This is a genomic window from Mycolicibacterium celeriflavum, from assembly GCF_010731795.1.
In the GTDB taxonomy this organism is placed as follows: Bacteria; Actinomycetota; Actinomycetes; order Mycobacteriales; family Mycobacteriaceae; genus Mycobacterium; species Mycobacterium celeriflavum.
Map to the genome: position 1 here is coordinate 3,589,510 of NZ_AP022591.1, position 24,621 is coordinate 3,614,130.

General features: G+C 63.7%; 20 protein-coding genes. 10 read left to right on the forward strand and 10 right to left on the reverse strand.

The annotated features are described in order from the left end of the window. Window positions 1–16: 16 nt before the first annotated feature. Window positions 17–1,081 (reverse strand): ATP-dependent DNA ligase, encoded by a 1,065-nt coding sequence (locus G6N18_RS17410; protein ID WP_067219387.1) that lies wholly within the window; start codon window positions 1,079–1,081, stop codon window positions 17–19. 302 nt (window positions 1,082–1,383) lie between these two features. Between G6N18_RS17410 and ctaD the strand changes: the two genes are divergently transcribed. Both ctaD and G6N18_RS17420 read left to right on the forward strand, forming a co-directional pair. Next, window positions 1,384–3,078, forward strand: coding sequence for an aa3-type cytochrome oxidase subunit I (ctaD, locus tag G6N18_RS17415; RefSeq protein WP_067219389.1), 1,695 nt, complete (start codon window positions 1,384–1,386; stop codon window positions 3,076–3,078). Window positions 3,079–3,185: 107 nt separating this feature from the next. Beyond that, window positions 3,186–3,653, forward strand: a complete 468-nt coding sequence (locus G6N18_RS17420) for a VOC family protein (RefSeq protein ID WP_067219394.1) — start codon at window positions 3,186–3,188, stop codon at window positions 3,651–3,653. A 15-nt stretch (window positions 3,654–3,668) separates the two neighbouring features. On the opposite strand, the gene folE is transcribed toward G6N18_RS17420, so the two are convergent. After that, window positions 3,669–4,271, reverse strand: coding sequence for a GTP cyclohydrolase I (gene folE / locus G6N18_RS17425; protein WP_067219396.1), 603 nt, complete (start codon window positions 4,269–4,271; stop codon window positions 3,669–3,671). A 148-nt stretch (window positions 4,272–4,419) separates the two neighbouring features. On the opposite strand from folE, the gene tal reads away from it, so the two are divergent. Both tal and G6N18_RS17435 read left to right on the forward strand, forming a co-directional pair. Beyond that, entirely contained in the window at window positions 4,420–5,532 is a 1,113-nt protein-coding gene (tal, locus tag G6N18_RS17430) for a transaldolase (protein WP_083000419.1), read from the forward strand. Window positions 5,533–5,563: 31 nt separating this feature from the next. Further along, window positions 5,564–6,844 carry an NAD(P)/FAD-dependent oxidoreductase gene (locus tag G6N18_RS17435; RefSeq protein WP_234806104.1) on the forward strand — a complete coding sequence of 427 codons (1,281 nt, stop codon included), beginning with the start codon at window positions 5,564–5,566 and terminating at the stop codon, window positions 6,842–6,844. Here G6N18_RS17435 and G6N18_RS17440 read toward each other — a convergent pair whose 3' ends face one another. Beyond that, the gene (locus G6N18_RS17440; protein ID WP_083000505.1) at window positions 6,845–7,552 is read right to left on the reverse strand and encodes a helix-turn-helix transcriptional regulator; all 708 of its coding nucleotides are present in this window, start codon (window positions 7,550–7,552) and stop codon (window positions 6,845–6,847) included. A 254-nt stretch (window positions 7,553–7,806) separates the two neighbouring features. Here G6N18_RS17440 and G6N18_RS17445 point away from each other — a divergent pair, with 254 nt between their 5' ends. The 3 genes from G6N18_RS17445 to G6N18_RS17455 all read left to right on the forward strand — a co-directional run bounded on the left by G6N18_RS17445 (window position 7,807) and on the right by G6N18_RS17455 (window position 9,579). After that, a complete protein-coding gene (locus G6N18_RS17445; protein WP_234806110.1) occupies window positions 7,807–8,316 on the forward strand; it encodes a DUF5994 family protein in 510 nt (169 codons plus the stop codon). Beyond that, window positions 8,306–8,605: a DUF3040 domain-containing protein gene (locus G6N18_RS24925; RefSeq protein ID WP_083000418.1), complete on the forward strand. Its 300-nt coding sequence runs from the start codon at window positions 8,306–8,308 to the stop codon at window positions 8,603–8,605. The genes G6N18_RS17445 and G6N18_RS24925 overlap by 11 nt, the downstream gene beginning before the upstream one ends. Window positions 8,606–8,679: 74 nt before the next feature. After that, the gene (locus tag G6N18_RS17455; protein WP_179962445.1) at window positions 8,680–9,579 is read left to right on the forward strand and encodes an SPFH domain-containing protein; all 900 of its coding nucleotides are present in this window, start codon (window positions 8,680–8,682) and stop codon (window positions 9,577–9,579) included. Window positions 9,580–9,619: 40 nt separating this feature from the next. Here the strand turns inward: G6N18_RS17455 and G6N18_RS17460 are convergent, their stop codons facing one another. The 5 genes from G6N18_RS17460 to G6N18_RS17480 form a co-directional block, all read right to left on the reverse strand. Then, the gene (locus G6N18_RS17460) at window positions 9,620–11,062 is read right to left on the reverse strand and encodes a mechanosensitive ion channel family protein (protein WP_083000414.1); all 1,443 of its coding nucleotides are present in this window, start codon (window positions 11,060–11,062) and stop codon (window positions 9,620–9,622) included. Next, window positions 11,062–13,212, reverse strand: a complete 2,151-nt coding sequence (locus G6N18_RS17465; protein ID WP_083000413.1) for an adenylate/guanylate cyclase domain-containing protein — start codon at window positions 13,210–13,212, stop codon at window positions 11,062–11,064. The genes G6N18_RS17460 and G6N18_RS17465 overlap by 1 nt, the downstream gene beginning before the upstream one ends. 111 nt (window positions 13,213–13,323) lie before the next feature. Beyond that, window positions 13,324–15,825 carry an arylsulfatase gene (locus tag G6N18_RS17470; RefSeq protein ID WP_083000501.1) on the reverse strand — a complete coding sequence of 834 codons (2,502 nt, stop codon included), beginning with the start codon at window positions 15,823–15,825 and terminating at the stop codon, window positions 13,324–13,326. Window positions 15,826–15,905: 80 nt separating this feature from the next. Further along, on the reverse strand, window positions 15,906–16,916 hold the full coding sequence (locus G6N18_RS17475; RefSeq protein ID WP_083000411.1) for an NAD-dependent epimerase/dehydratase family protein: 1,011 nt from the start codon (window positions 16,914–16,916) through the stop codon (window positions 15,906–15,908). Further along, window positions 16,916–17,476: a 2,4'-dihydroxyacetophenone dioxygenase family protein gene (locus G6N18_RS17480; protein ID WP_083000409.1), complete on the reverse strand. Its 561-nt coding sequence runs from the start codon at window positions 17,474–17,476 to the stop codon at window positions 16,916–16,918. Before G6N18_RS17480 ends, G6N18_RS17475 begins: the two co-directional genes overlap by 1 nt. Window positions 17,477–17,575: 99 nt before the next feature. Here G6N18_RS17480 and G6N18_RS17485 point away from each other — a divergent pair, with 99 nt between their 5' ends. Then, the gene (locus tag G6N18_RS17485; RefSeq protein ID WP_083000500.1) at window positions 17,576–18,589 is read left to right on the forward strand and encodes an AraC family transcriptional regulator; all 1,014 of its coding nucleotides are present in this window, start codon (window positions 17,576–17,578) and stop codon (window positions 18,587–18,589) included. A 7-nt stretch (window positions 18,590–18,596) separates the two neighbouring features. Here the strand turns inward: G6N18_RS17485 and G6N18_RS17490 are convergent, their stop codons facing one another. Next, a complete protein-coding gene (locus tag G6N18_RS17490; protein WP_244960059.1) occupies window positions 18,597–20,900 on the reverse strand; it encodes an arylsulfatase in 2,304 nt (767 codons plus the stop codon). A gap of 23 nt (window positions 20,901–20,923) precedes the next feature. After that, window positions 20,924–22,213, reverse strand: a complete 1,290-nt coding sequence (locus G6N18_RS17495; RefSeq protein WP_197931642.1) for a DUF1254 domain-containing protein — start codon at window positions 22,211–22,213, stop codon at window positions 20,924–20,926. A 276-nt stretch (window positions 22,214–22,489) separates the two neighbouring features. On the opposite strand from G6N18_RS17495, the gene G6N18_RS17500 reads away from it, so the two are divergent. Further along, window positions 22,490–23,530, forward strand: coding sequence for an ATP-dependent DNA ligase (locus G6N18_RS17500; RefSeq protein WP_083000404.1), 1,041 nt, complete (start codon window positions 22,490–22,492; stop codon window positions 23,528–23,530). A 1-nt stretch (window position 23,531) separates the two neighbouring features. Continuing rightward, window positions 23,532–24,584: a non-homologous end-joining DNA ligase gene (gene ligD, locus G6N18_RS17505; RefSeq protein WP_083000402.1), complete on the forward strand. Its 1,053-nt coding sequence runs from the start codon at window positions 23,532–23,534 to the stop codon at window positions 24,582–24,584. Window positions 24,585–24,621: the final 37 nt, after the last annotated feature.

Below are 24,621 nucleotides of genomic sequence, written 5' to 3' on the forward strand. Positions count from 1 at the left end.
CGGCGAAACTACTTCCTCAGCCCAGGCCGGGGACGATGTCGCCGAGCTTGAAGGTGACGGGATGCTCGAGTTGTTCGTAGGTGCAGGAGCGGGGGTCACGGTCGGGCCGCCATCGGTTGAATTGTGCGGTGTGGCGGAACCTTTCGCCCTCCATGTGGTCATAGCGCACCTCGACAACAAGTTCGGGTCGCAGCGGCACGAACGACAGGTCCTTGCCGGCGTTCCAGCGTGACCCCTCGTTGCGGCGGGGCGTGCGATCGCCGACCATGTGTGCGGCCCAGTTCCATGGGTGCTCGTCGAATGTCGTTACCAGCGGCTGCAACTCGGTGAAGAGTTCGCGACGCCGGGCCATCGGGAAAGCGCCGATGACGCCGACGGATGCGAGCGTCCCGTCGTGCTTGTAGAGCCCGAGCAGCAGCGAACCGATCGCATCCTCGCCGGATTTGTGCACCCGGTAGCCGGCGACCACGCAGTCCGCGGTGCGTTCGTGCTTGATCTTGAACATCACGCGCTTGTCCGGCTGATACGTGAGGTCCAATGGCTTGGCGATGATGCCGTCGAGGCCCGCGCCTTCGAACTCGTCGAACCAGCGGCGTGCGGTGGCCAGGTCGGTGCTCGCCGGCGTGACGTGGAACGACTGGCCGGTGTCGGTGAGCGCGTCGACGAGCGCGGCGCGCCGCTGCGTGAACGGTCGGCCGGTGTAGTCGCTTTCGCCGAGCGCGAGCAGGTCGAACGCGATGAACGATGCCGGGATCTGTTCGGCAAGCATTCGCACCCGGCTGGCGGCGGGATGCAGGCGCAGCTGAAGCGCCTCGAAGTCCAGGCCGTGGTCGGTCGCGATGATGATCTCGCCGTCGATGACGCAGCGATCGGGGAGTTCAGCCTTGGCTGCTTCGACCAGCTCGGGGAAGTACCGGGTCATCGGTCGCTCGTTGCGGCTGCCCAGCTCGACTTCGTCACCGTCGCGAAAGCAGATCGACCGGAAGCCGTCCCACTTCGGTTCGTAGGAAGCGTCGGCTGGAATCGATGTGACCGATTTGGCCAGCATCGGCGACACCGGAGGCATCACGGGCAGGTCCATCGGCCCCATTGTGGCATCAGATCGGCGTTGAGAAGGCACAAAATGCCGCGAAACGTCTTGGCTGTACGGCGTTTTGCGACTGCTCGGAGTGAAACGTCACCAATGAGGATCGGCTCTTTTCCCTCCGCGCAAGTGCCACTTAGGACGGCGGCGCCGAGCCATGTCGATGTCCCGCCGTGGCACCTGCGCTCTTACCCAAGATAATTTAAAGGGCTATAGTCATTTAAATCGGTGAACTGATCGCGGGAGGTGGCGCAGATGGCGCACGAGATCGCCCATCACCGTGTCCTTCCGGCGGCGACGTGATTACGGTCGTCGAACTGACACCGCCCCGGCCATTCCCGCCCCGAGGAGGAGTCAAGGGTTCGTTCGTATACCGGATGGTGACTACCACAGACCCGAAGCTGCTGGGAATCATGTACACCGCCACCTCGGTCGGCTTCTTCTTGGCCGGCGGTTTGATGGCGCTGCTTATGCGCTCGGAGTTGACCGCGCCGGGGTTGCAGTTCCTTTCCAACGAGCAGTACAACCAGCTATTCACCATGCACGGCACGATCATGCTGTTGCTGTATGCGACGCCGGTCGTGTTCGGATTCGCCAATTGCATTCTGCCGCTTCAAATTGGGGCGCCCGACGTGGCGTTCCCGCGGTTGAACGCGCTCAGCTACTGGCTCTATCTGTTCGGCGCACTGATCACTGTAGCTGGTTTCATCACCCCTGGCGGGGCGGCTGACTTCGGGTGGACCGCCTACAGCCCGCTCAGCGACGCTTTGCATTCGCCCGGCGCAGGCGCCGATCTGTGGATCATGGGCCTGGCCATCGCCGGTTTGGGGACCATCCTGGGCGCGGTCAACATGATCACCACCGTGGTTTGCATGCGCGCACCGGGGATGACGATGTTTCGGATGCCGATCTTCACCTGGAACATCCTGGTCACGAGCATCATGATCCTCATCGCATTCCCGCTGTTGACCGCCGCGCTGCTCGGCTTGGCGGTCGACCGGCACCTGGGTGCTCACATATACGACGCGGCCAACGGTGGAGCGATCCTGTGGCAGCACCTGTTCTGGTTCTTCGGCCACCCCGAGGTCTACATCGTCGCGATCCCGTTCTTCGGCATCATCACCGAAATCGTTCCGGTGTTCAGCCGCAAACCGGTCTTCGGCTACACCACCATGGTGTACGCGACCGTGAGCATCGCAGCCCTTTCGACCGCCGTCTGGGCCCACCACATGTTCGCCACCGGTGCCGTACTTCTACCCTTCTTCTCGTTCATGTCGTATCTGATTGCGGTTCCCACCGGGATCAAGTTCTTCAACTGGATCGGCACGATGTGGCACGGGCAGTTGACGTTCGAGACTCCAATGTTGTTCTCGGTCGGCTTCATGCTCACCTTTCTACTGGGGGGACTGTCCGGCGTCATGCTGGCCAGCCCGCCGATCGACTTCCACGTCACCGACACCTACTTCCTGGTCGCGCACTTCCACTACGTGCTGTTCGGCACAATCGTTTTCGCGACCTTCGCCGGCATCTACTTCTGGTTCCCGAAGATGACAGGCCGCCTGCTCGATGAGCGGCTGGGGAAGCTGCACTTCTGGCTGACGTTCATCGGATTCCACACCACCTTCTTGGTGCAGCACTGGCTGGGTAACGAAGGTATGCCGCGTCGCTACGCCGACTATCTGTCCACCGACGGATTCACCACGCTGAACATCGTGTCGACCATCGGGGCGTTCACGCTCGGCGCTTCCATGCTGCCGTTCATCTGGAACGTCTTTAAGAGCTACCGCTATGGCGAGGTCGTCGTCGTCGACGACCCGTGGGGCTACGGCAGCTCCCTGGAATGGGCCACCACCTGTCCACCGCCACGGCACAACTTCATCGAATTACCCAGGATTCGCTCGGAGCGACCGGCTTTCGAATTGCACTATCCGCACATGTCCGATCGGATGCGCGCCGAATCTCACATCGGCCGGAAGTCTCACTCGCCCAGCTAAAGTGCTAATATAAAGGATAAACGTCCTCTAAATAGATGGGTAAGTCCATGGGTACCGAACCTCAACCGGCAACAAATGGGGCAACGGTTGCATCGGCTCTGATTCGGGTGGCTGAACTGGAGCGGTCGGTCAACTTCTACCGCGATGTGTTCTCCTGCAGTGTCGCCATCCACGAGGAAAACACGGCTCTGCTGTTGACGCCGGACGGGTTTCAGATATATCTGCACTCGACGGGCCAACCGCGGCGGCCCCCACTCGCCTCACTCGGAGTTCAGTACCTCATGTGGGCCACCGACAGCGAAGCCGAATTCGAGCGGCTGGCCGGACGTCTGCGGGTCCACGATCAGGACACCTATCAGTACACCGAGAACGAGATGTCGTTCGTTGAGGGCTGTGACCCCGACGGTGGCCGGGTCTTCGTCGCTCATCCCAGTCCGAGCCGGCGTCCGCGACAGCTGATCGCGTCACGGCTGCGGGGGGTCGTCCGCCCACGGTCGGAGCGAACTTTGCAGCGTCTGCGAATCCCGCGCCGCCGCAGAATCGTTGAGACGGCGCCGTCGTCGGTCGGTTCCTGACAGTTCTCTATTCCCTCATGGTCGAGCGTGGGTGCCGGCGAGTGCGAAGAACTCCTGGCGTGATCGAAGATCTTCCCGCAAGGCCCCCAGCAGTGTGGAAGTGATGGTTGCCGATCCGGCGGCGTGAACGCCGCGCAGGGTCATGCAGCTGTGCTCGGCTTCGATGACTACTCCGACACCGCGGGGCTGGAGCTCGTTATCGAGCCAATCGGCGATCTGTTTGGTCAGCCGTTCCTGGCATTGCGGGCGGCAGGCGAAGTGTTCGGCGACGCGGGCCAGCTTTGATAGCCCGATGATGCGTTCGCCCGGTAGATACCCGATGTGCGCTATACCGACAAACGGCAACATGTGGTGCTCGCACACCGATCGCACGGGCAGGTTGCGGGAGATGACGAGTTCGTCGTATCGCTCGTCGTTGGGAAAGGTGGTCAGGTCAAAGCTCCGAGGGGTGAACAGTTCCGCATAGGCGCGCGCCATCCGTCCGGGTGTGCCCGCGAGACTCTCTGAATCAAGTGAAATTCCGAGGGCGCTCAAGAATGCGGTCGCGGCTGCTTCGGCGGCAGCCAGATCCCTCTCGGGAGAGGGATGCACGAGTTGCAGCGCGGCGCTGGAGTGCATGGCGGTTTCCTTCCGCGAGACGCTGCGCCCGGGCGGGGCGTCGCCACTTCGTTGTAGGACCAACTTCGTTGTAGAACCAAACGAAACTAGTTTTAGATTCTGCCGCTCGCACCTATTTGTCAATACTTTTTGGTGTTAGAGTTTGGTTATGACCACGACACGGCTCGAGCGGCTCCTTACCGAGCAGCGGCAAAGCCCGTGGCTCGACAACCTCACCCGTGGATATCTTCGCGACGGCACATTGGCCGACTTCGTCGCTGCCGGGATACGCGGGGTGACGGCCAATCCGACCATCTTGGCGAGAGCCATCCAGGCCTCCGAACTGTATGACGAGCAGTTCTGCGCGCTCGCCGAGGCCGGCTGTTCGGTCGAGGATGCCTATTGGGAACTGGCGGTGCAGGACGTCACCGATGCCCTGGCGGTGTTGCGTCCGACCTACGACAATTCGGTCGGCAGTGATGGTTTCGTGTCGATCGAAGTCGCCCCGGAGTTAGCCCGGGAAACGGTGGCCACGGTCGCCGCCGCCGCCCGACTGCATGAGCGCATCGACCGCCCCAACCTTCTGGTGAAGATCCCTGCCACCGCAGAGGGCATTCCTGCGATCACAGCTTTGATCGGGCGGGGCCTGAGCATAAACGTCACCCTGATCTTCTCCCTGTCTCGCTATGAGCAAGTGATCGAGGCCTATCTGCGGGGCGTGGAAGCGCTTGCCGATCGCGGTGGCGATCTCGCGGCGGTTCGCAGTGTCGCGTCCTTCTTCGTCAGCCGTGTCGACACAGAGGTCGATCACCGACTGGAGGCGTTCGCCGGCGCGGACGCCATGGCATTGCGCGGTAGGGCCGGCATTGCCCAGGCGCGCCTGGCCTACCGGATGTTCCGCGACCGATTCGCCGGCCCGCGATGGGAGAAACTCGCCGCGTCCGGGGCTCACCTGCAACCGCCGCTATGGGCATCGACGTCGACGAAGAACCCCGACTATCCCGACACCCTGTACGTCGACAGCCTCATCGGCCCCGACACGATCAACACGATGGCCGAGACCACCATCGCCGCATTCGAGGACCACGGCACCGTCACGCGGACCCTCGACACCGGTATCGCCGAGGCGACCCGTGTCATGCATGACCTGCGCGTTGTCGGCGTGGACATGGACGACGTCGGGCACTCACTCGAAGACGAAGGTGTCGCAGGCTTCCATCGGTCATTCGCCGATCTTCTAGACACCTTGCGCGACAAAGCACGTCAACTGACGCAGCTTTGATCCGGTGCGCTGCAGCGAGGAGGAGATGAACGTGAGCGCACAGCAGACTTTTATCATCGTGGGCGCCGGACTGGCCGGAGCGAAGGCCGCAGAGGCGCTGCGCACCAATGGTTTCGGTGGAAGGATCGTTCTCATCGGCGAAGAAGACGACCGCCCGTATGACCGACCGCCTCTGTCGAAGGGGTACCTACTGGGCAACACCGAGCGGGAAAAGATCTACATCCATCCCGCGCAGTGGCACACCGAGCACGACGTCGACCTGCGCCTGGGCACCCGTGTTACCGAAATCGACTGCGCTGCGCACGAAGTGAGTACAGCATCCGGAGACAAGCTCGGCTACAACAAGTTGCTGCTGGCCACCGGTTCCTCGCCCCGACGGCTTGATGTGCCCGGTGCAGACCTTGCGGGTGTGCATTATCTGCGCAGAGTCGCCGACAGCGAGGCCTTGCAGGCAGCGTTCGCCTCGGCGCAGCGGGTAGCGATCATCGGCGCCGGGTGGATCGGCCTGGAGACGGCCGCCGCCGCCCGGGCCGCCGGTTGCCACGTGACTCTCATCGAACGGGAACCGCTGCCGTTACTGGGCGTGCTCGGCGCGGAGGTGGCCGAAACGTATGCGGCTCTGCACCGTGCGAACGAAGTCGAGTTGCGGCCGAGTACGGGCGTGGCCGAGATCATCGGCGCGGATACGGTGACCGGCGTGCGCCTGGCCGACGGCGAAGTCGTGCAGGCAGACGCGGTCGTGATCGGCATCGGCATCGCCCCCAATATCGAACTGGCCGCGTCGGCCAGGCTAGCGATCGACAACGGCGTCGTCGTCGACGAACATCTGGCCACCACTGACCCCGACGTATTCGCCGCGGGCGACGTCGCCAACACGTACTACCCGTGGTTGGGCACCCACCTGCGACTCGAGCACTGGTCGGCCGCCCTCAACCAGGGGCCTGTAGCAGCTGCGAACATGATGGGTGCCCACGACTCGTACGACAAGCTGCCCTATTTCTTCTCCGACCAGTACGACAGCGGCATGGAGTATTCGGGCTATGTGCCGCGCAACGGTTACGACTCGGTCGTCTTCCGTGGCGATGTCGCGAGCGGCGAGTTCATCGCCTTCTGGCTGAAGGCCGGAAGGATTCTGGCCGGCATGAACGTCAACACCTGGGACGTTGCCGACGACATCGAGGCGCTGGTGCGCTCCAAAACGCAACCCGACCCATCGAAGTTGGCCGATCCCGGGGTGCCGTTGTCGGATCTAATCGATCAGCGCCTTTCGCGCAGCGCCAAGATGGCAGCCACCGACCCGGCTGGCCGGTAATCAGGTGGACGGTCGTAAAGCCCCCAACCTGGCGAGGCAGAGTTCCGGCTCGACGAACGGATCGAGCCTGGCAGTCAGTCCCTGTTCATGCGCATCGGCTTCTCCGGCAGCGGCCGCGGCGTGGTCGAGCAGTCCCTGCAGCACCCCCAGATGAACCCTGCAACCCACCTCGGGGTGAGCTCGGGCCAAATCCCTTACCGGGCAGGCGTGTAGGCGGATGACGCGCTCCCGGCCCACCATCTGTTCACTGGTCGCAGACAGGGATGCCATCGGTTCGGATTCCGCGGCCAGTTCTGGCTCGAAACCCATGCGGTTGAATATTTCGGTGGCAAGTACCGCTCCTCGGTCCAGCGGGTCATCCACTTCCGATTCATCCGTTTTGTTCTGGGCGGCAGCGACTTCACTCTGAGACGCGGCGACTCGAGCGGCCCAGCGCTGTCCGGCGCGCTGGGCACGCCTCGCGCGGGTCTCCACCGTCTCTCCCAATTCCATCGCGAGGATCTCGGCGAGAGTCCGATAGTCGAGGCGTTCTGCGACGGCACGGTACCCGGTGCGGGGACGACCGACACCGTCCCGGTACATCCGCGTGCGTTCGATCGCTCCAGCCTCGCACAACGCGTTCAGGTGGAACCGCACGGTCGTTACGTGAACCTGCAACTGCGCAGCTAGCTCTGCGGCATCGATCGCGGCGCCATGCTTGCGCACCATTTGAAGCACCCGTTCACGTTGGTGGTTGCGCGGCAAGTGATCTCGCCGCTCCGCCACGGTCGTGGAGACTGTCTCCTCGTCCACCCGGACCCTTACCCTTTCTTATATTTAACGGATATAATTCCTTTATATTATCAGTAGCTTCTCAACGGGGAGGGGTAGAACGAATGACCGTCCGTGGCTTGTCCGCGTCGCCCCGGTCAAAGCAGGACGTGCGCTCGCGCCGAGCGGGAACCGGATATCTCCGCTTGCGGATGAAGCCGGCCCACGATCACGGCGGATTTGTGCAGGGCGCCTGGTGGCCTCGGACCGATCAACTGCACACCGAACTTCCGCATCTGCTTGCAGCCCTTTCGCCGCAGATCGGTCTCGTCGACCGGGTCATATTCGACGGAACCAGTTGGGCGTCAGCGGCGATGCGCATCGAGGTCGAAGACTGCAGCATCAATCTCGAGCGCGCCAGCTCCTCTTCGGCCAACACAGTGTCGATGATCGGCGAGGCCTTTGGTGCACTCGTGCTGCTGGTCGTTCCCCCCTACACAAATCCGGCTCGCGCGTACACGGCGGTGATGACGGCGTCGACGCTCGGCAACGTGTCGACTCCCGACGAATTGCTGGGAATCGGGCCGCAGCACGCGCAGGATCGCCGACTCGCGCTGTTGGCACACCAGCGTTGGGAGTCTGAAGGGGGAGCATTGCGCCACCTGGGCGGTACGCGCAGTGTCGGCATCGGTGGACCGCAGGAGGTGCAGCATGATCAGTGAAGACGAACGCCGTGCGCTGCGCGCGATCGAGCGTCGACTGCGGTGGGAAAACCCGGATTTGGTTCGGCTGTTCAGCTCTGAGAAGCCCCCGCTCACGGTTAACCTCCGTCAACCGGCAAGGGGCAGAGCGTTACTCGCTGCCGCCGCGATCACAGGTCTGCTGCTACTAGGGCCACGCATCTTGACCGAGGCCGAAGTTCGGACCCGGCGGCGAGCGCCGCTGCCGTGCGCCGACATACTCTCGACGCTCCCATCGACCGTCGTGACACCGCCCTGTCGAGCGGCCTGACGTTCCATCAAGACAGCCCGAATCCACCGACGAATACCGACAGCTGGGCCCGGGCGGAAGAGGAGAGAACAATGATGGTCTTCTACGCACTGGCCGCCGCGGTGGGGTTGGGTCTGCTTTTGCTGGCGACCAATCTGCGCATCGTCAAACAATATGAACGAGGTGTTGTCTTCCGATTCGGCCGGGTTCAAACCGACGTGCGCGCACCCGGATTGACGATGCTGATGCCGGTCGCTGACCGCCTCGAAAAGGTCAACATGCAGATCGTCACGATGCCCGTCCCCGCCCAAGACGGCATCACACGCGACAACGTGACGGTGCGAGTGGACGCCGTCATCTACTTCAATGTCGCCGATCCGGTGCGCGTGGCCGTCGACGTACAGGACTACATGTCGGCCATCGGTCAGGTCGCACAGACGTCGCTGCGGTCGATCATCGGCAAGAGTGACCTGGACGATCTGCTGTCTGATCGTGAACACCTCAATCAGGGCTTGGAGTTGATGATCGACAGCCCCGCGCTCCACTGGGGAGTGCACATTGACCGCGTCGAAATCAAGGACGTGGTGCTACCCGATTCGATGAAGCGGTCGATGTCACGCCAAGCGGAAGCCGAGCGTGAGAGACGGGCGCGAATCATCACCGCCGATGGCGAAATGCAGGCATCGGAGAAGCTGGCCCAGGCAGCGGAGGTGATGGCCGAGCACCCGGCCGCTCTGCAGCTGCGGCTGTTGCAAACCGTCGTCGAGGTGGCCGCCGAGAAGAACTCCACGCTGGTGCTGCCCTTTCCCGTCGAACTGCTGCGGTTCTTGGAAAAGGCGACCCCGCAACTTGGGGCCCAAGATGCGGTACGCGCTACACCCGCGGCGCGACCCAACGGTGGAGCGCCGCACGTGGACATCCAGCCGGTCGCCAACGACACACGCGGTCTGCCACTCGAGAGCGTCGCGGGTCAGCCCGTCCGGCTCAACCAATAGCTTCCGGATCACACAGGAAGTCCCGATCTACAGAGCGACCTCATCGTGTCGGGGCGTCCGCCGCAGCAGACTGTGCGCCCTTGTCGCCGGCCGCAGCGAGCGCTCGCCGGACCATGGCCTTACGCTCCTCGATGGCGCGGCCAATATCCTGCAACAGCAGCGGCTTTCGACGCGCGAGTGCCTCGATGTGTTCGCGTTCCACCTCTACGGCGGTGACTTCCTCGAGCGCTCTGGCGGTGGCGAGCACCGGCTCGCGAGTCAGCATCGTCTGGCCAAGGTAGTCGCCCCGATCCAGGGTGCGAACTCCGACAGTCGCGTTGTCGTCGGTGGTTGCGGTAAGGCGTACGCGGCCGCTCACCACAAACGTCATATGTCTGGGCACCTCGCCGGGGAACTGCAGGGTTTCATCGGTCCCGTACCGCACGATGCGCATGAACGGGAGCAGCAGCTGCTGGTCGGTGCGCCCGATCCGCAACGCCTGCCCCAGCACGGTCAATGCATCCTCCTGCAGCTCCTGGTCGGGGTATCCGTCGTCCGCGTCATCGAGGTGCAGCTCGGCTCGCCGGGCCGCGTACCACAGCCAGCGCAGATAGGTCGACCGCGCTGCGACGTCGTTGCCCGCGCTGCGCAACGGAATCGTCGTCGTGTACTCGCCGCCCGCGCCCTTGGTGACTTCGGGCACCGCGCCGGGTCGCAGTTGCGGGAGCAGTTCAGCCACCCGCGCCAACACCGCGCATACCTGGTCGGGGGAGTCGTTCGGGGAAAAGACGGTGACCACTTCCGTCGAGCGACCGTCGCGCGGCAGGCTCAGGTTGATGAACCATTCCGTCGCGAGTAGCGAGTTGGGAAGTACGTATACGCCATTGCCGGACTCGAGATGGGTTGCCCGCCAGTTGACTTCGACCACCCGGCCGCCCGGAAGCCACCGGGTGGCCACCAGGTCGCCCAGTTGAAACGGCTGCTCGAACAGCACCAGCAGCCCGGCGATGATCTGGCCGACGGAGTTCTGCAGAACCAAACCCAAGACGATGGATCCGACGCCGAGCGCAGCGAACAGCCCGCCGACGTTGGCGCCCCAGATCCAGGCGAAGATGAGCGCGATGCCGAGCGCGATCACCACGAAGCGGGCGACCTCGAGGAAGATCGACGGCACCCGCTGGCGCCAGCTTCCTTCCGGCGCGCCTTGGAACACGGTGGCGTTGAGCCCGGAGAGCAACAGCACCAGTACGACGAACCCGAGCCCTGTCGCGACGATCCGCACGGTGGTGGCCTCGGTCGCCACCTCGGTTGCCTTGACCAGAAGTAACAGCAACGCACCCAGCGGCAGTACGTAGTTGCGGATCAGGTTCACCGGCCGGGCGAGATAACTTCGCCGGCGAGCCAGCGCGTTGTGGAGTTCGGTGAGGCATACCAAGGCCAGCGGCAATCCGACCGCGATGACGACGGCCCACCAGAACCACGGCGCCGAGAACACGCCGTCCATCACTGTCGCTCCGAAAGTCGCCAGACATGCTCGCTGCGACCGTCCACCTTGATTTCACCCGCGGCGGTGAACTGTGTCGAGTCCCGCATCGTCTCGAACACCTGGGTCGTGACGTACACGCCTGGTTGTGAGAAGCCGCTCTGCACCTGGTAAGCGAGGTTGACCGCAGCGCCCCACATGTCGTAAGCGAGGCTGGTTCGACCCACCAGCCCGCTGGTCACTGTGCCCGCATCTATGCCCGCACGCAGCTGGAGGCGATTACCAGTCTCGAGGTTGAACCGATCGATGATGTGCTGCAGCTCAACGGCGAACTCAACCGTTCGCCGGACGTTGTCCAGGCGCGGCACGTTGAGTCCGCAGCTGGCCAGGTAGCCGTTGTGCAGCGTGCGGACCTTCTCCACGCCGAGGTTCTCGGCCGCCGCGTCGAACTCCCGCACCAGCCGATTGACGATGGACAGAGCTTCCTCGGACGTCAGATCCTTTGTGAGTACATCCAAGCCGACGATGTCGGCGAAGATCACCGTGACGTCCCGGTGGTCCAGGGCGATCGTCTCCTCACCCTCGCGGTAGCGTTCCACCACCTTCTCGGGCATCAGTGACAGCAGTAGCCGGTCGTTCTCGCGCCGCTGCTCGGTCAGCAGGTCCTCCTTGATCCGCAAGTTGCGGCTCATCTCGTTGAAGGCATGCGTGAGATCGCCGAATTCGTCGCGCGAGATGACGGGCAGGGCGACGTCGTAGTCGCCTGCACTGATCCGCCGCGCGCCGCCCTCGAGTCGGCGTATGGGACCCACGAAAATCCGTGCCAGCAGCATCGCGGCGATACAGACCACAAATATGATCACCGCGGTCGACAACACCAGTGTCCGAGTGAACGCCGCAACCGGGACGAAGGCCTCCTCGGTGTCGATCTTGGCCACGATGGACCAATCGAGCCCCGGCAAGTCGACCGGTGCGTAAGCCTGCAGGGTCTCGCTACCCGTGTAGTCGGTGTCGATCAGCGTCCCGTGTTGACCCTGCAGGGCGCGTTCGGCCGCATCGGAGGTAGTCGGCTGTACCAGCGTGGTGCCGTTCTGCCGGATCGCCTGTTCGGCGACGTCCACCGGCGTACCGGCCGCGACGACGTCGCGGCGGTACGCATCACGGTCCTCGAGGAACACCCGAGCGTCCGACCGCATCAGGTTGTCGGGTCCGACGATGACCGTCTCGCCGGTCCGGCCCAGACCTGCCGCCTCCCATTGCTGACCGAAAGTCGTCACCTGGTTGAGCTTGGAGATGGGCAGTTGCAGGGCGAGGACACCCTGGATGTTCGTCGCCGGACCGACCGGCGAGACCATCCAGGCGGCTGGCTCGTCCGAGGGCTGATAGTCGCCGAAGTCGCTGACGGCAACGTGATCGAGCGCGTTGGATTTCAGCGCCTCCTCGTACGCATCGGTCAGGTTGCTACCGCGATACGGGCCATCAAGGATGTTGGTACCGAGGTCGGTGCCTTTGTAGGCCGAGTAGACGACGTTGCCAGCGTCGTCGATGAGCAGGGCGTCCTCGAACTGGAATCGCGTGACCATCACCCGGAAGAATTCGTTGAACCTGGCGTTGGCCGCCGACCACGCACTGCCGTCGCGGGCGTCGTCCTGATTGATGGCGGCGGCCCTGTCGTTGGCCCGGACGGTGTAATGCGCCTGCAGGTACCGCTGCGCATTCGATTCCGGAAGCAGAGTTTCGACGTCGACCTCGGCGCCGCCGGCATGACCATCGGGCGCCGCGAGAGTTTCGGTGTAGTAATCCACGATGGCCTGCTGCTGAGCCGGGCTGATACGCGCGTCATTGAGTTCAGCGAATCCCGCCCTGAACGCACCCATCGCGTCCTCGGCGGTGCCCCCGCGGGTGTAGACCGCCAGGGAGTTCATCAGGTTCCCAACCGTCGCCTCCAGGTGGCGAGCTTGCGAACCGCGAATCTGGGTGAGCCGGTCGAACACGGAGTCGCGCAATGATTCGCGTCCGGACTGATAGCCGATGAATCCCACCACGGCGGCCGACAAGACACTGATCACCAGCATCATGACCAGCAGCTTGGACTGGATGCTGATCCGGGACATGAACCGCCCTCGTGGAGTCCTCGGTTCCTGCGCAGGTTCGGGTTCGATGGCTGTCATATGCCCGCTTTACGCCAGGGGCGAAACATTCATATGGCAGTACCGACTGCTCCCTGTGCGAGTCGGCACCGATGACTTTGCCTGGCGTCGACGATCTGGCGTGGACGCAGCTCAGCGTTTCGCCGGTTTGAGTTCGACGACGACCTTGTGAAGTTCTCCGGAGAATCGGAACGGCACGTCATAGTCACGGTTGACCGGAGTGCCGCTGTCCTCGCCGACGTCGAAGGTCTCGTCGGCGGACACGCGTACCGGGATGGTCTGGTCGATGCGTCCGGAGGCAACCTGTGCATTGTCGACGAAGAGGTTGGCGGTGCCGCCGCTGCCGGGGTCGCCCCCGTCCCAAACGAAATCGACGCGAATGTCGTGCTTTCCCGGGGTCAGCGCAGCGGGCGCCTCGACCTTGTACTTGTGCTCCGGGTAATGCGAACGCGCATAGGCGAACACCGGTTTGCCCTCGAGCAGATACAACGCGTTACCGCCGAACCAGCCACCCTGGGTGACGATCATCCCTTCGGCACCGGTGGGGGGAACGGTGATGGTCCCGGTGATGGAGTATGAGGTGTTCTTCATGTTGGGCGCCATTCCCTCGGTGATGCGGGTGGCGCCGGGGAAATAGGTATAGACGTTGCGACCCTTGTTGTGTTGCGGACGGTTTTCGGGTGCCACCCGCTCCAGGTAGCGGTCGTCGAGCGGCAGCACTTGGTTCTTGGATGCCTCGTCCAGGAACAACGTTCGCAGTTCTTGGAGTTTGTCGGGATTGTCGGCGGCGAGGTTCCTGGACTGCGAGAAATCCTCATCCAGGTTGTAGAGCTGCCACTCGTATTCTTCGTACGGGTCCTTGGTGGACGGCCCTCGGCTCACCCACGGCAACCGCTTGGGCGCGGTGTTGGCCATCCAGCCGTCGTGATAGATGCCCTGATTGGCGATCACCTCGAAGTACTGGGTGCGGTGGTGCTCTTCGGCGTCCGCTTTGTCGAAGGACGGGATCAGGCTCGACCCGTTGAGTGGCACCTGCTCGATACCGTCGATGCTTGCCGGCATGGGCAGTTTGGCGGCTTCCAAGATGGTCGGGGCGATGTCGGTGATGTGAGTGAACTGCGAACGCAACCCGCCGCGGTCTTTGATGCGCGCCGGCCAGGACACCACCATCGAGGTGCGGGTGCCGCCGAGATGTGAGGCAATCTTCTTGTCCCACTGATACGGAGAGTTCAGGGCGTGCGCCCAGCCGTGGGAGAAGTGGTTCTGGAACCACCGCCCGCCGAACTCGTTGATGTTCTGCACCATGAAGTCGTCGCGGTCGTCGATCCCGTTGCCGATGGTGACGATCTCGCTGGTCATCCCCCGTCCGGACGCATCCTCTGCGCTGCAACCGTTGTCGCCCTGGATGTAGATGATCAGGGTGTTGTCGAGTTCGCCGAGCTCCTCGATCGCGTCCACCACCCGCCCGATCTGATGGTCACAGTGTGCGAGAGCCGCGGCATAGCACTCCATTTGCCGGGCGCAAACCCGCTTCATGTCCGGCGACAGGTCGTCCCAACGCCTGTAGTCGGGTGGGGTCTCGTTGAGCACGGCATCGGGCGGGATCACCCCGATTTCCTTCTGCTTCTGATAGGTCATCTCCCGCTGACGATCCCAGCCATGGTCGAACTTGCCTTTGAACCGCTCGATCCAATCCGGCGGAGCATGGTGCGGGGCGTGTGCGGTGCCCGGCGTGTAGTACGCGAAGAACGGTTTATCAGGGTTGACGGCCTTCTGGCGCCGCATCCATTGAATGGCATGGTCGGCCATATCGGCGTCGAAGTGGTACGTGTCCTCGCGGCCGAGATACGGGTCGACCGGCAAGTTGTTCTCGTAGACAGCCGGACGGAATTGATGCGCGTCGGCACCGAGGAATCCGTAGAAATACTCGAAACCCAGGCCCGACGGCCACAAGTTAAACGGCCCGGCCGGCGTGGTCAGCCAGTCCGGCACGTTGTGATTCTTCCCGAACCACGATGTGCCGTAACCGTTTCCGGTGAGAATTTCTCCCAGCGTACCGACGCTTTTGGACACGATGCTGTGATAGCCGGGGAACGGAGTGGAGAACTCCATGATGATGCCGGTCGCCGCCACATGGTGATTGCGGCCGGTCAGCAATGCCGCGCGTGACGGCGAGCACAACGCGGTGGTGTGAAAGCGGTTGTATCGCAGCCCGTTTTGCGCCAACCGTGCGTATGTCGGGGTGGGTATCGGGCCGCCGAACACTTCACTGGCGCCGAACCCGACGTCGTCGGTCATGACCAACAGGACGTTGGGGGCTCCCTCTGGAGCCGTGACTTCCCTGGGCCATTCGATCGGGTCGGACCCCTCCACGGTCCGGTCTATCTTGCCGATGTCCTGGTGCGCGGGGATGGGCAGCCTGGTGCGGTCCGGCCATTCACCGGATGGTGGCCCAGCGCCCGGCGTGGGTTCCGGCGAGGGGTCGCCGGTGCTGTCGCAGGCAGCCAGCAACGAAACGGCCGCGGTGCCGCTCATGCCGAGAATACCCAAGCGGCGCAGCGCTTCCCGGCGAGAGAGTCCGCCTCGCCGATCCTCGACCACAGATTCAACGCTGTCCGGATGTGGTTCGGCCATCACCCGATCGTATGGCGACCGCACCGGGGCGTGTCTCAAACAGGACGATCGGCGAGTCAGCTATCGGTGGCCTGCACGACTCAGCCGCCGACAAGCCCCTCGGCCCGAACCCATTCTGCGACGCGTTCCATGCCCTCATCCATCGAGACCAGCGGCCGGTAACCGAGCATTTTCTGGGCCTTCTCGATGGAATAGGTGCCGGGCCGATTGAGCAGCCACATGGTGCCCGCCGACAGGTCGGTCTTCTGACCCAGCCGGCGCAGAACCGATCCGACCGCATCCGCCAACGGCGCTGCGACCGCCATCGGCAGGGTGCGGACCGTACCGCCGCTCATGGTCGCCAACCGGCCGAAGAAATCGGCACACCGAACGCCCACGCCGTCACCGATGTTGAACACCTGGCCCACCGATTCGTCGGAAGCGATGACGAGGACCAGGCCGTCGACGAAGTTGTCGATGTAGACCGGCGAGAAGATGCCGTTTCCGCTGTCGGGCAATGGGAATCCGGTTGGTTTGCGCATCTCCGCGATCGGCGATCGCACCCACACCGATCCCGGACCCCAAACGTCGCCGGGCCGGATCACGGTCACGTCGATCTCCTTCGCCGCGTGCGCAGCCAGCACCACGGCCTCGGAGTTGACCTTCGTATCGGTGTACACGTCACCGTTCACGTGCACCGGGTAGGTTTCGTCGACGTCATCGGGGAAGTCGAAGCCGTATGCGGCGACCGACGAGAAATGCACGAACCGACGCACGCCGGCGTCGATCGAAGCCCGCAGGACCCGGCTGGTGCCGAGCACGTTGACATGCCAGGACTGATCGAGCGAGTACGCCGCGCCCAGCAGGGCCGCGGTGTGAATGACGGTGTCGACGCCATCCAGAGCCGCGGACCACTGCTCCGGTTTGGTGACGTCACCGGCCACCACGCCGCGCGTCGGATCGGCCGTCAGATCGAGACCGACGACCTCGGCGCCCAGGGCACCTAACCGCTCGGCCACGGCGCGGGCAATGAAGCCGTTGCCTCCGGTGATGAGGACCTTGCGATTGGCCAGCGAGGGCGCCGGGCGGCCGGTGTCTGCGGTGGGCGACATCAGGCGTCCTTGGCCATGATTCCGGCCGCGCCACCGCCGACATAGCTGACCTTGTGGAGTCCCTGCTCCGCCGACAGCGCGCCGGTGAGATGGGTGATCAGGGCGGCGTCCAGGATCGAATGGAAGGTGCCGTCGCCGTTGAAGTTGACGTTGGCACCGTCGACACGGAACAGGACGACGGTGTCTTCGGTGTTGGATTCCGGGCACACGAGGGTGTGCACCGACGCGCCGGGCTCGAACAGGTAAGAGCCCGCGGTTTGCTTCTGATCGGAATACTCCAGGTAGTACCAGCAGCCGCTGAGCGTGTATGCGTCGACAACGCCGGTGTGATAGTGCAGCGGGATCTTCGCGCCTGGCGCGAAGGTCGCCAGCACCACCCATACGCCGTTTTCCATGTCGAGCCGCAGCGGCTTGAAGTGCACGCCCGGGCCGAGCGCATCGCGGATCAACGGGTTGTCGTTCTCGTTGACGGTCAGCAGCTCGCCCTGCGGCAGGGCCACGAGCGGCAGAGGCGCGCCCGACGACGTGCTCGCGGGGGCAGGGGCGGTCATGAGAGTCATATGAGCTTCCTTTCGCTGCGGGGCTGTTGTGATCCAGGTTGCCCTGATCTGCCGACGCCGGACTTGACACCAGAGGACACTGTCTTGACAGTGGAGGACATGTCCGTGATCCGCGGCACGTCGTTGACCGGATATCGCGAATTGGTCGGCGAACTCGGCGGCGAACCGGACACGCTTCTGCGCCGCGCCGGCATCCTGCCCGGCCAAGTCGGTCAGTTCGATTCGTTCATCACCTACCTGGCGCTGATCGATGCAATGGAGGCGGCGGCAGCGGCGACCGGCGCTGCGGACTTCGGGCGACGACTGGCGCGGCGGCAGGGCATCGACATCCTCGGAGCCGTGGGTGTCGCCGCGCGAACCCCGCAGACAGTTGCCGACGCGTTTGGCATTTTCGAGCACTACCTAGCCGCTTACAGTCCGGCGATCTCGGCACAGATCCTTCCGCTGGCGGACAAGGAGCTGTGTTTCTTGCAGTTCAAGGTATTGATCGCCCATCCGCCGGCGCATCCGCAGGTGACCGAACTGTCCCTCGGCGTCATGCTCCGGGTGCTGCGCTTTCTGCTCGGATCCTCTTACGCGCCCATCGCCGTTGACCTACCGCATCAGCCGCTGACACCACAAGACGAGTACTTGCGGTACTTCTCGTGCGCCCCCCGTTTCGGTGAGCGCGGTGCCGGTCTCACCTTCCCGTCCGCCGACCTCGGGCGATCGTTGACCCAGGACGAAGTGTCCCACCGCGCAGTGCTTACCTATCTGGATTCGATGATGGATACCCGTGACGGCGAAATGAAGACGGCGGTCCGCGCGCTGACACGTCAGCTGCTACCAACCGGAGCCGCTACCCAAGACGTTGTCGCGCAGCAATTTCGACTGCACCCCAAGACATTACAGCGACGATTGGCCGCGGAGGGAACGACGTTCGTCGCCATCGTCGACGATGTGCGCCGCGAGATGGCCCAGCGCTACCTCCGCGATACCAACATGACACTCTCGCATCTGGCCCGCGAACTCGGATATGCCGAGCACAGCGTACTCACCCGGGCGTGCCGACGTTGGTACGGATCGAATCCGACCGTGCTGCGGGATAATTGGCGATCGGCATCAACGCAATGAACGAACGTCAGTAGTCCTTTCCGGCGTTGAAGCGCGCGTGCAGCTTGGCTTCCTCCTCGGGTGAGAGACCGGGTTCGCCGATTTCGATATCGATGCGGTCGATCGTTCCGGTGTAGCCGAAGGGCGGTTTGTAGTCCTTGCTGACCGGTGCGCCGGTGTCCATGCCGACGCCGAAGGTGTCGATACCGAAACGTCCGGCCACCGTGTGTTCGATGCGTTTGCGGTCCACCTCCATTCCGTTGACCGACAGGATCGCGTCGCCGCCCAGTCCGCCACCGCCGCCGTCGTAGAGGAACGACATCGTCACGGTCGACTCGCCTTCCGGGAGCGGATCACCGCCCGCGACCTTCGTCCGTTCGCGGTCGAACCAGTTGTATTCGTAGTGCGGCTTCCCGTCCTTGACATACATGACATAGCCGGCCGATGTCCCACCGGCAGCCACCAGCACACCGTCGCCGCGCTCGGCGATGTGCGCGGTGATGCGGTGCGAGCGGTTCTTGGTATTGGGCGACGCGTTCTCGGGAAGCCGGATGGCGCCCGGGTAGTAGGTGAACTGACGGCGGTTCGGGTCGGCGCCCCCCGGCGGCGGTTTGGGGACGGCGATCCGAGCGGCCCCGCGATCGTCGAACGGATACACGCCGTACTTCTCGGCCTCTTCGTCGAACAGCTTCTTGAGTTCTTCGAGCTTGTCCGGATGCTCGTTGGCCAGGTCGTGGTTCTCGCTGAAATCCTCGTCGAGGTGGTAGAGCTCCCACCGATCGTTCTCCCAGTGACCGGGCGCGTAGTCCTGCCGCCACGGGAAGGTGTGTTGCGCGCACGCGATCCAGCCGTTGTCGTAGATGGCGCGGTTGGTGAAGATCTCGAAGTACTGGCGTTGCCGGACCGGGCGGGCATCGGCGCTGTCGAACGTCGAGCGGATCGTTACTCCGTCCATCGGCTTCTGCTCAATGCCGTTGACGGTGTCAGGCGCCGGAATGCCTGCGGCGTCAAGAATTGTCGGCACCAGATCGATGAGATGGGTGAACTGGGAGCGGACGGCGCCGTGGTCGTTGATCTGGGCGGGCCAGGACACCACCATCGGGTTTCTGCTGCCGCCGAGATGACTTGCCACCTGCTTGACCCACTGGAATGGGGCGTTGCCGGCCCATGCCCATCCGAGTGGATAGTGCGGCTCGGTATCGGGATTGCCTATGTCGTCGATGCGGGCGAGGTTCTCCTCGAGCGTGGACGGGATGCCGTTGAGGTTCATGATCTCGTTGATCGTGCCGGTCAAGCCGCCTTCGGAGCTGGCGCCGTTGTCGCCGACGATGTAGATCACCATGGTGTTCTCCGCGTCGGGTAGCGCGCGGATCGCGGTGAGCAGGCGGCCGATCTCGTGGTCGGTGAACGCCATGTAGCCCGCGTAGTTCTCCATGAACCGCGCATACAGCCGTTTTTCGTCGGCGCTCAGTGACTCCCAGGCCGGGCACCAGTCCGGCCGCGGTGTGTTCTCGGCGTCGGGCGGGATTACGCCGAGGTCCTTCTGGCGGGCAACGGTCTCCTCGCGCACGACGTCCCAGCCCTTGTCGAACTGCCCCTTGAACCGTTCTCGCCACTCCGGGCGGACATGATGCGGCGCATGCATCGCGCCCGGAGCGAAGTATATGAACGCCGGTTTGTCGGGGTTGACCGACTTGCTGTAGCGCAGCCAACCGATCGCCCTGTCGGTCAGATCGGTCATGAAGTGGTAGCCCTCTTCGGGAGACTTCGACGGTTCCACGGCCACCGTATTTTCGAACAGCACCGGGTAGTACTGATGCGTCTCGCCGCCGATGAACCCGTAGAAGTAGTCGAAGCCCAGCCCGGTTGGCCACCGGTCGAACGGGCCCACCACGCTCGATTCCCAGTCCGGGGTGTTGTGATTCTTGCCGAACCACGAGGTGTTGTAGCCGTTTTCCTTGAGTATCTTGCCGATCGTTGCGGTGGATTTCGGCATCATGGAGGTGTAGCTCGGGAATCCGGTCGCCCACTCTGCGAGGAATCCCGAACCGCAGTTGTGATGGTTGCGACCCGTCAACAGCGCCGCCCTCGACGGGCCGCAGATCGCGGTGGTGTGAAACCTGTTGTATTTCAGGCCGTTTGCCGCCAGCTCGTCCAGCGCCGGCGTTGGCACCGGCCCGCCGAAAGTACCGGCCTGGCCGAACCCCACGTCGTCGAGCAGGATGATCACCACATTGGGTGCGCCCTCGGGCGGCTTCGGCAGCTCCGGCCACGCCTCCTTGGACTCCTGATAGGTCTTACCGATCGTGCCGGTGAACTCCGGATCATCCATGGGGAGCTTGGTTCGGTCCCCAGTCATCGGACTTTCACAACCTGAGGTAGCTGGTAGCTGCCGTCGAGAATGGAGTCGCTCGGCTGGTAGAGGCGCAGAATGACATAGAAGTCCCCTGATGGGGCGGGAAGCCAATTCACGTTCAAAGCCGGGTCGGGTTGCTCGTGTTGGATTGCGATGGTGACCGACCCGTCGGCCGCCACCGTCAGATCCGGTGTGTCGGTGCCGACTTTGTAGCGCTGGATCGGGTTCTCGACAAGCATTTTGTCCGCCGCGTTGTACATCGTCAGTGACCAGAACGCCTCTACCGGCGGCTGCTGATTCATCTTCACTTCGTACTTGTTGGCACCGTTGAGCGTGTCGCCGTCAGCGTCGGTGTAGCGAAGCGGATACATGGCTTCACGTTCGCCGTTGCCGCCCAGGTACGGACCGGCCACCAACGCGCGCATCGGATAATTGAAGCCGAAGCTGTCCAGGCCGGTGACCCAGTTCCAGCCGTTACGCACGGTTCCCGTGCTGGCGATTGACGAGATCGCCGCCGCTGGTCCGTCGGCCAGTGCGCGGACGACACCTTGCCGCGCTTCGTTCGAGAGTCTGGCCGGGTCAAAACCCTGTGCTGTCAGGCCAATTCGGGCGAATTGCGCGAACAGCGCTTCGTCGGCCGGCTTGACCTCGTTCGATGCCAGCGCGAACGCCAGCTGTCGGAGGAAGTCTAGATCGTCACCGGCCGGTGACGGCATCGGAGGCAGTTCGGGCGCAGTGGAGTTCCCGCTCACCGATTGCAGGGTGAACTGGTCCTGAAGGTCATGGACAGGTCCGACAGGTTCACCTTGGGTGAATTGCAGACGCCCCCAGAGCCAGACTTTGGTGGTCGAGACATCGAGGCGCGTAGCGCCTGTGGGGACTGGCCCGCTCCAGCCGGGGGGCACCAGCACGTAGCGAGCCGCTGTCGTGCCGGTGGTCCGTCGCCCGATGTAGTGCTCCAGTTCCTGCCACATGTTGAAGACGTTGATGACGTAGTAGCGATCCGCGGTATCGGGAACCGATAACACCATCGGTGCGTCGAGCGCCAGCATGGCACTCATGTACAAGGTGTCGTTGTTCGCGGTGGGCATGTCTTTGGCCGACGGGGTGGCGAGTTCGCGTGCCCAACCGATCGTGTTGATCGGCGCACGGTAGCTCGTCGGTGGTACACCACCTGAAACATCCGTGTACATCCGGGCGAGCCGCTCCATCCGAACGAGCGGATAACCCCAGCAATAGGCCGAGATGCCCAGGTGATACCCATCGGCCTCCAACCCTTGCGCGATCACCTGCGGACTGGCGGGGGTGGTAAGGAGTGCGTCTTCGAGCGGTTCCTCGGCGGAGAGGTCTGTGTTCACTACCCCAGAATGCCCAACAAGCTGAGTCGATACCCGACGATTTTCCCAGGATTCTCCAGGGACCCCATCGGTCCAGTCCGGTCTGCACGACAACTACGGCGAGGTAGCGGGACAGCGCACGCCGCGGATGCGGTACTTGATGTGCGGGCGATGAGTTCGGCGGTGATGTGATGTCTATCTGGAGTTCGAGCACCCCGATGAATCAGGATGGACAGCGTGGACCTTCCCGTACTGCCGCCGCTCGAACCGATGCTGGCCAAGGTGCCCCCCGAAGCGGGCGTGTGGTCGTACGAGCCAAAGTGGGACGGCTACCGCGCGCTGGTGTTCCGCGACGGCGACAAGGTGGTGCTGCTTTCCCGCAGCGGGAAAGACCTGGGTCGCTACTTCCCCGAGGTCATCGAGTCGGTGCGCGAGGAATTGGCGACGCGGTGTGTGCTCGACGGTGAAATCGTCGTCCCCCGCGACATCGGCGGGCGCACACGGCTGGACTGGGAGTCGCTGAGTCAGCGTATCCACCCCGCCGTCAGCCGGATCAAGATGCTGTCCGAGCAGACGCCGGCCCACTTCATCGGTTTCGATGCGCTTGCCACCGGCGACACGTCGTTGATGAAGGAGCCTTTCCGGGTCCGGCGCGCGGCGCTGCTCGATGCGGTGACAGAGAAGCAGTGGTGTCACGTCACCCGCACCACCGAGGACCCCGATCTCGGCGCCCAATGGCTCGAGGAGTTCGAGGGCGCCGGACTCGACGGCGTGATCGCCAAGCGGCTCGAGGGTCCGTACCTGCCGGGCAAGCGGGAGATGGTGAAGATCAAGCACGCCCGCGACGCCGACTGTGTGGCGATCGGATACCGCATACACAAGAGCGGCGAGGGTATCGGGTCGATTTTGCTGGGCCTGTATCGCGACGACGGCGAACTGCAGATGGTCGGTGGCGCAGCGTCTTTCACCACTAAAGACCGGCTCAAGCTGCTCGCCGAACTGGAACCGCTGCGCGAGGGCGACCAGATACGCGAAGGGGATCCCAGCCGGTGGAACTCCGCCGCCGACAAGCGGTGGATTCCGATCCGGCCGGAGAAGGTGTGCGAGGTAGCCTATGACCAGATGGAGGGCAACACCGTGCACGGCCGGCGTTTCCGGCATGCGGTGAAGTTTCGGCGCTGGCGTCCGGATCGGGACCCCGAGAGCTGCACCTTCGACCAACTCGAGGTGCCGCTGAACTACGACCTCTACGATGTTCTGGAGTCCTGAAATGGCAACGGCTGCTGAGGAAATCGACGTCGACGGCGTCAAGGTCCGGCTGACCAATCGCGACAAGCCCTACTTCCCGAAACTCGGTAAGGACGGCACCAAGGGCAAGCTGTTCGAGTACTACCTGTCGGTGGCCGACCGGATGGTCATGCTGTTGCGGGACCGGCCCACGCATCTGCAGCGTTTTCCCGACGGCATTGACGGCGAGGAGATCTACCAGAAGCGGGTGCCGCAGAAGCATCCGGACTACCTGCAGACATGTCAGGTCACGTTCCCGTCCGGGCGCACCGCCGACGCGCTCAAGGTGACCCACCCATCGGCGATCGCATGGGCGGCACAGATGGGCACGATCACGCTGCACCCGTGGCAGGTGCGGTGCCCGGATACCGAGCACCCCGACGAGCTGCGCATCGACCTGGACCCGCAGCCCGGAACGGATTTCAGGGACGCCAGTTCGGTCGCGGTGGACGTGCTCAAACCGCTGCTCGACGAGTTGGGTCTGACCGGCTATCCGAAGACCTCGGGCGGCCGCGGTGTGCACGTCTTCCTGCGAATCAGAACCGACTGGGACTTCATCGCGGTGCGTCGTGCGGGCATCGCGCTGGCCCGCGAGGTCGAGCGCCGCGCACCCGATGCGGTCACCACCTCGTGGTGGAAGGAGGAGCGCGGCACGCGGATCTTCATCGACTACAACCAGAACGCCAGAGACCGCACGTTCGCGTCGGCGTATTCGGCGCGCAAGACTGGAATCGCCACCGTGTCGACACCGTTGACGTGGGACGAATTGCGCACCGCCGACCCCGATGACTTCACGATCTCAACAGTGCCGGATTTTGTTGCGGGACGGCCCGATCCGTGGGCCGACATCGACAGCGACGCCCAGTCGCTCGAACCACTGTTGAAGATGGTCGAGGCCGACGAGGAGCGCGGGCTCGGTGATCTGCCGTATCCGCCGAGCTACCCGAAGATGCCGGGCGAGCCACCGCGTGTGCAACCGAGCAAGAAGGTCGCCGCCAACTGGGACGCCGAGGGCAACCCGGTTAAACCCGACTGACGAAAACGCGCCATCGGCCGCGATGTGCTCTTAGCAT

Bases quoted from the DNA above. Each gene is read 5' to 3' on its own strand.
- G6N18_RS17465 (WP_083000413.1), bottom strand. From the start codon at position 13,212: ATGACAGCCATCGAACCCGAACCTGCGCAGGAACCGAGGACTCCACGA.
- G6N18_RS17470 (WP_083000501.1), bottom strand. From the start codon at position 15,825: ATGGCCGAACCACATCCGGACAGCGTTGAATCTGTGGTCGAGGATCGG.
- G6N18_RS17475 (WP_083000411.1), bottom strand. From the start codon at position 16,916: ATGTCGCCCACCGCAGACACCGGCCGCCCGGCGCCCTCGCTGGCCAAT.
- G6N18_RS17440 (WP_083000505.1), bottom strand. From the start codon at position 7,552: ATGGTGCGCAAGCATGGCGCCGCGATCGATGCCGCAGAGCTAGCTGCG.
- tal (WP_083000419.1), top strand. From the start codon at position 4,420: ATGACCACGACACGGCTCGAGCGGCTCCTTACCGAGCAGCGGCAAAGC.
- G6N18_RS17455 (WP_179962445.1), top strand. From the start codon at position 8,680: ATGGTCTTCTACGCACTGGCCGCCGCGGTGGGGTTGGGTCTGCTTTTG.
- folE (WP_067219396.1), bottom strand. From the start codon at position 4,271: ATGCACTCCAGCGCCGCGCTGCAACTCGTGCATCCCTCTCCCGAGAGG.
- G6N18_RS17445 (WP_234806110.1), top strand. From the start codon at position 7,807: ATGAAGCCGGCCCACGATCACGGCGGATTTGTGCAGGGCGCCTGGTGG.
- G6N18_RS17460 (WP_083000414.1), bottom strand. From the start codon at position 11,062: ATGGACGGCGTGTTCTCGGCGCCGTGGTTCTGGTGGGCCGTCGTCATC.
- G6N18_RS17485 (WP_083000500.1), top strand. From the start codon at position 17,576: ATGTCCGTGATCCGCGGCACGTCGTTGACCGGATATCGCGAATTGGTC.
- G6N18_RS17500 (WP_083000404.1), top strand. From the start codon at position 22,490: ATGGACAGCGTGGACCTTCCCGTACTGCCGCCGCTCGAACCGATGCTG.
- G6N18_RS17490 (WP_244960059.1), bottom strand. From the start codon at position 20,900: ATGGATGATCCGGAGTTCACCGGCACGATCGGTAAGACCTATCAGGAG.
- G6N18_RS24925 (WP_083000418.1), top strand. From the start codon at position 8,306: ATGATCAGTGAAGACGAACGCCGTGCGCTGCGCGCGATCGAGCGTCGA.
- ligD (WP_083000402.1), top strand. From the start codon at position 23,532: ATGGCAACGGCTGCTGAGGAAATCGACGTCGACGGCGTCAAGGTCCGG.
- G6N18_RS17410 (WP_067219387.1), bottom strand. From the start codon at position 1,081: ATGGACCTGCCCGTGATGCCTCCGGTGTCGCCGATGCTGGCCAAATCG.
- G6N18_RS17480 (WP_083000409.1), bottom strand. From the start codon at position 17,476: ATGACTCTCATGACCGCCCCTGCCCCCGCGAGCACGTCGTCGGGCGCG.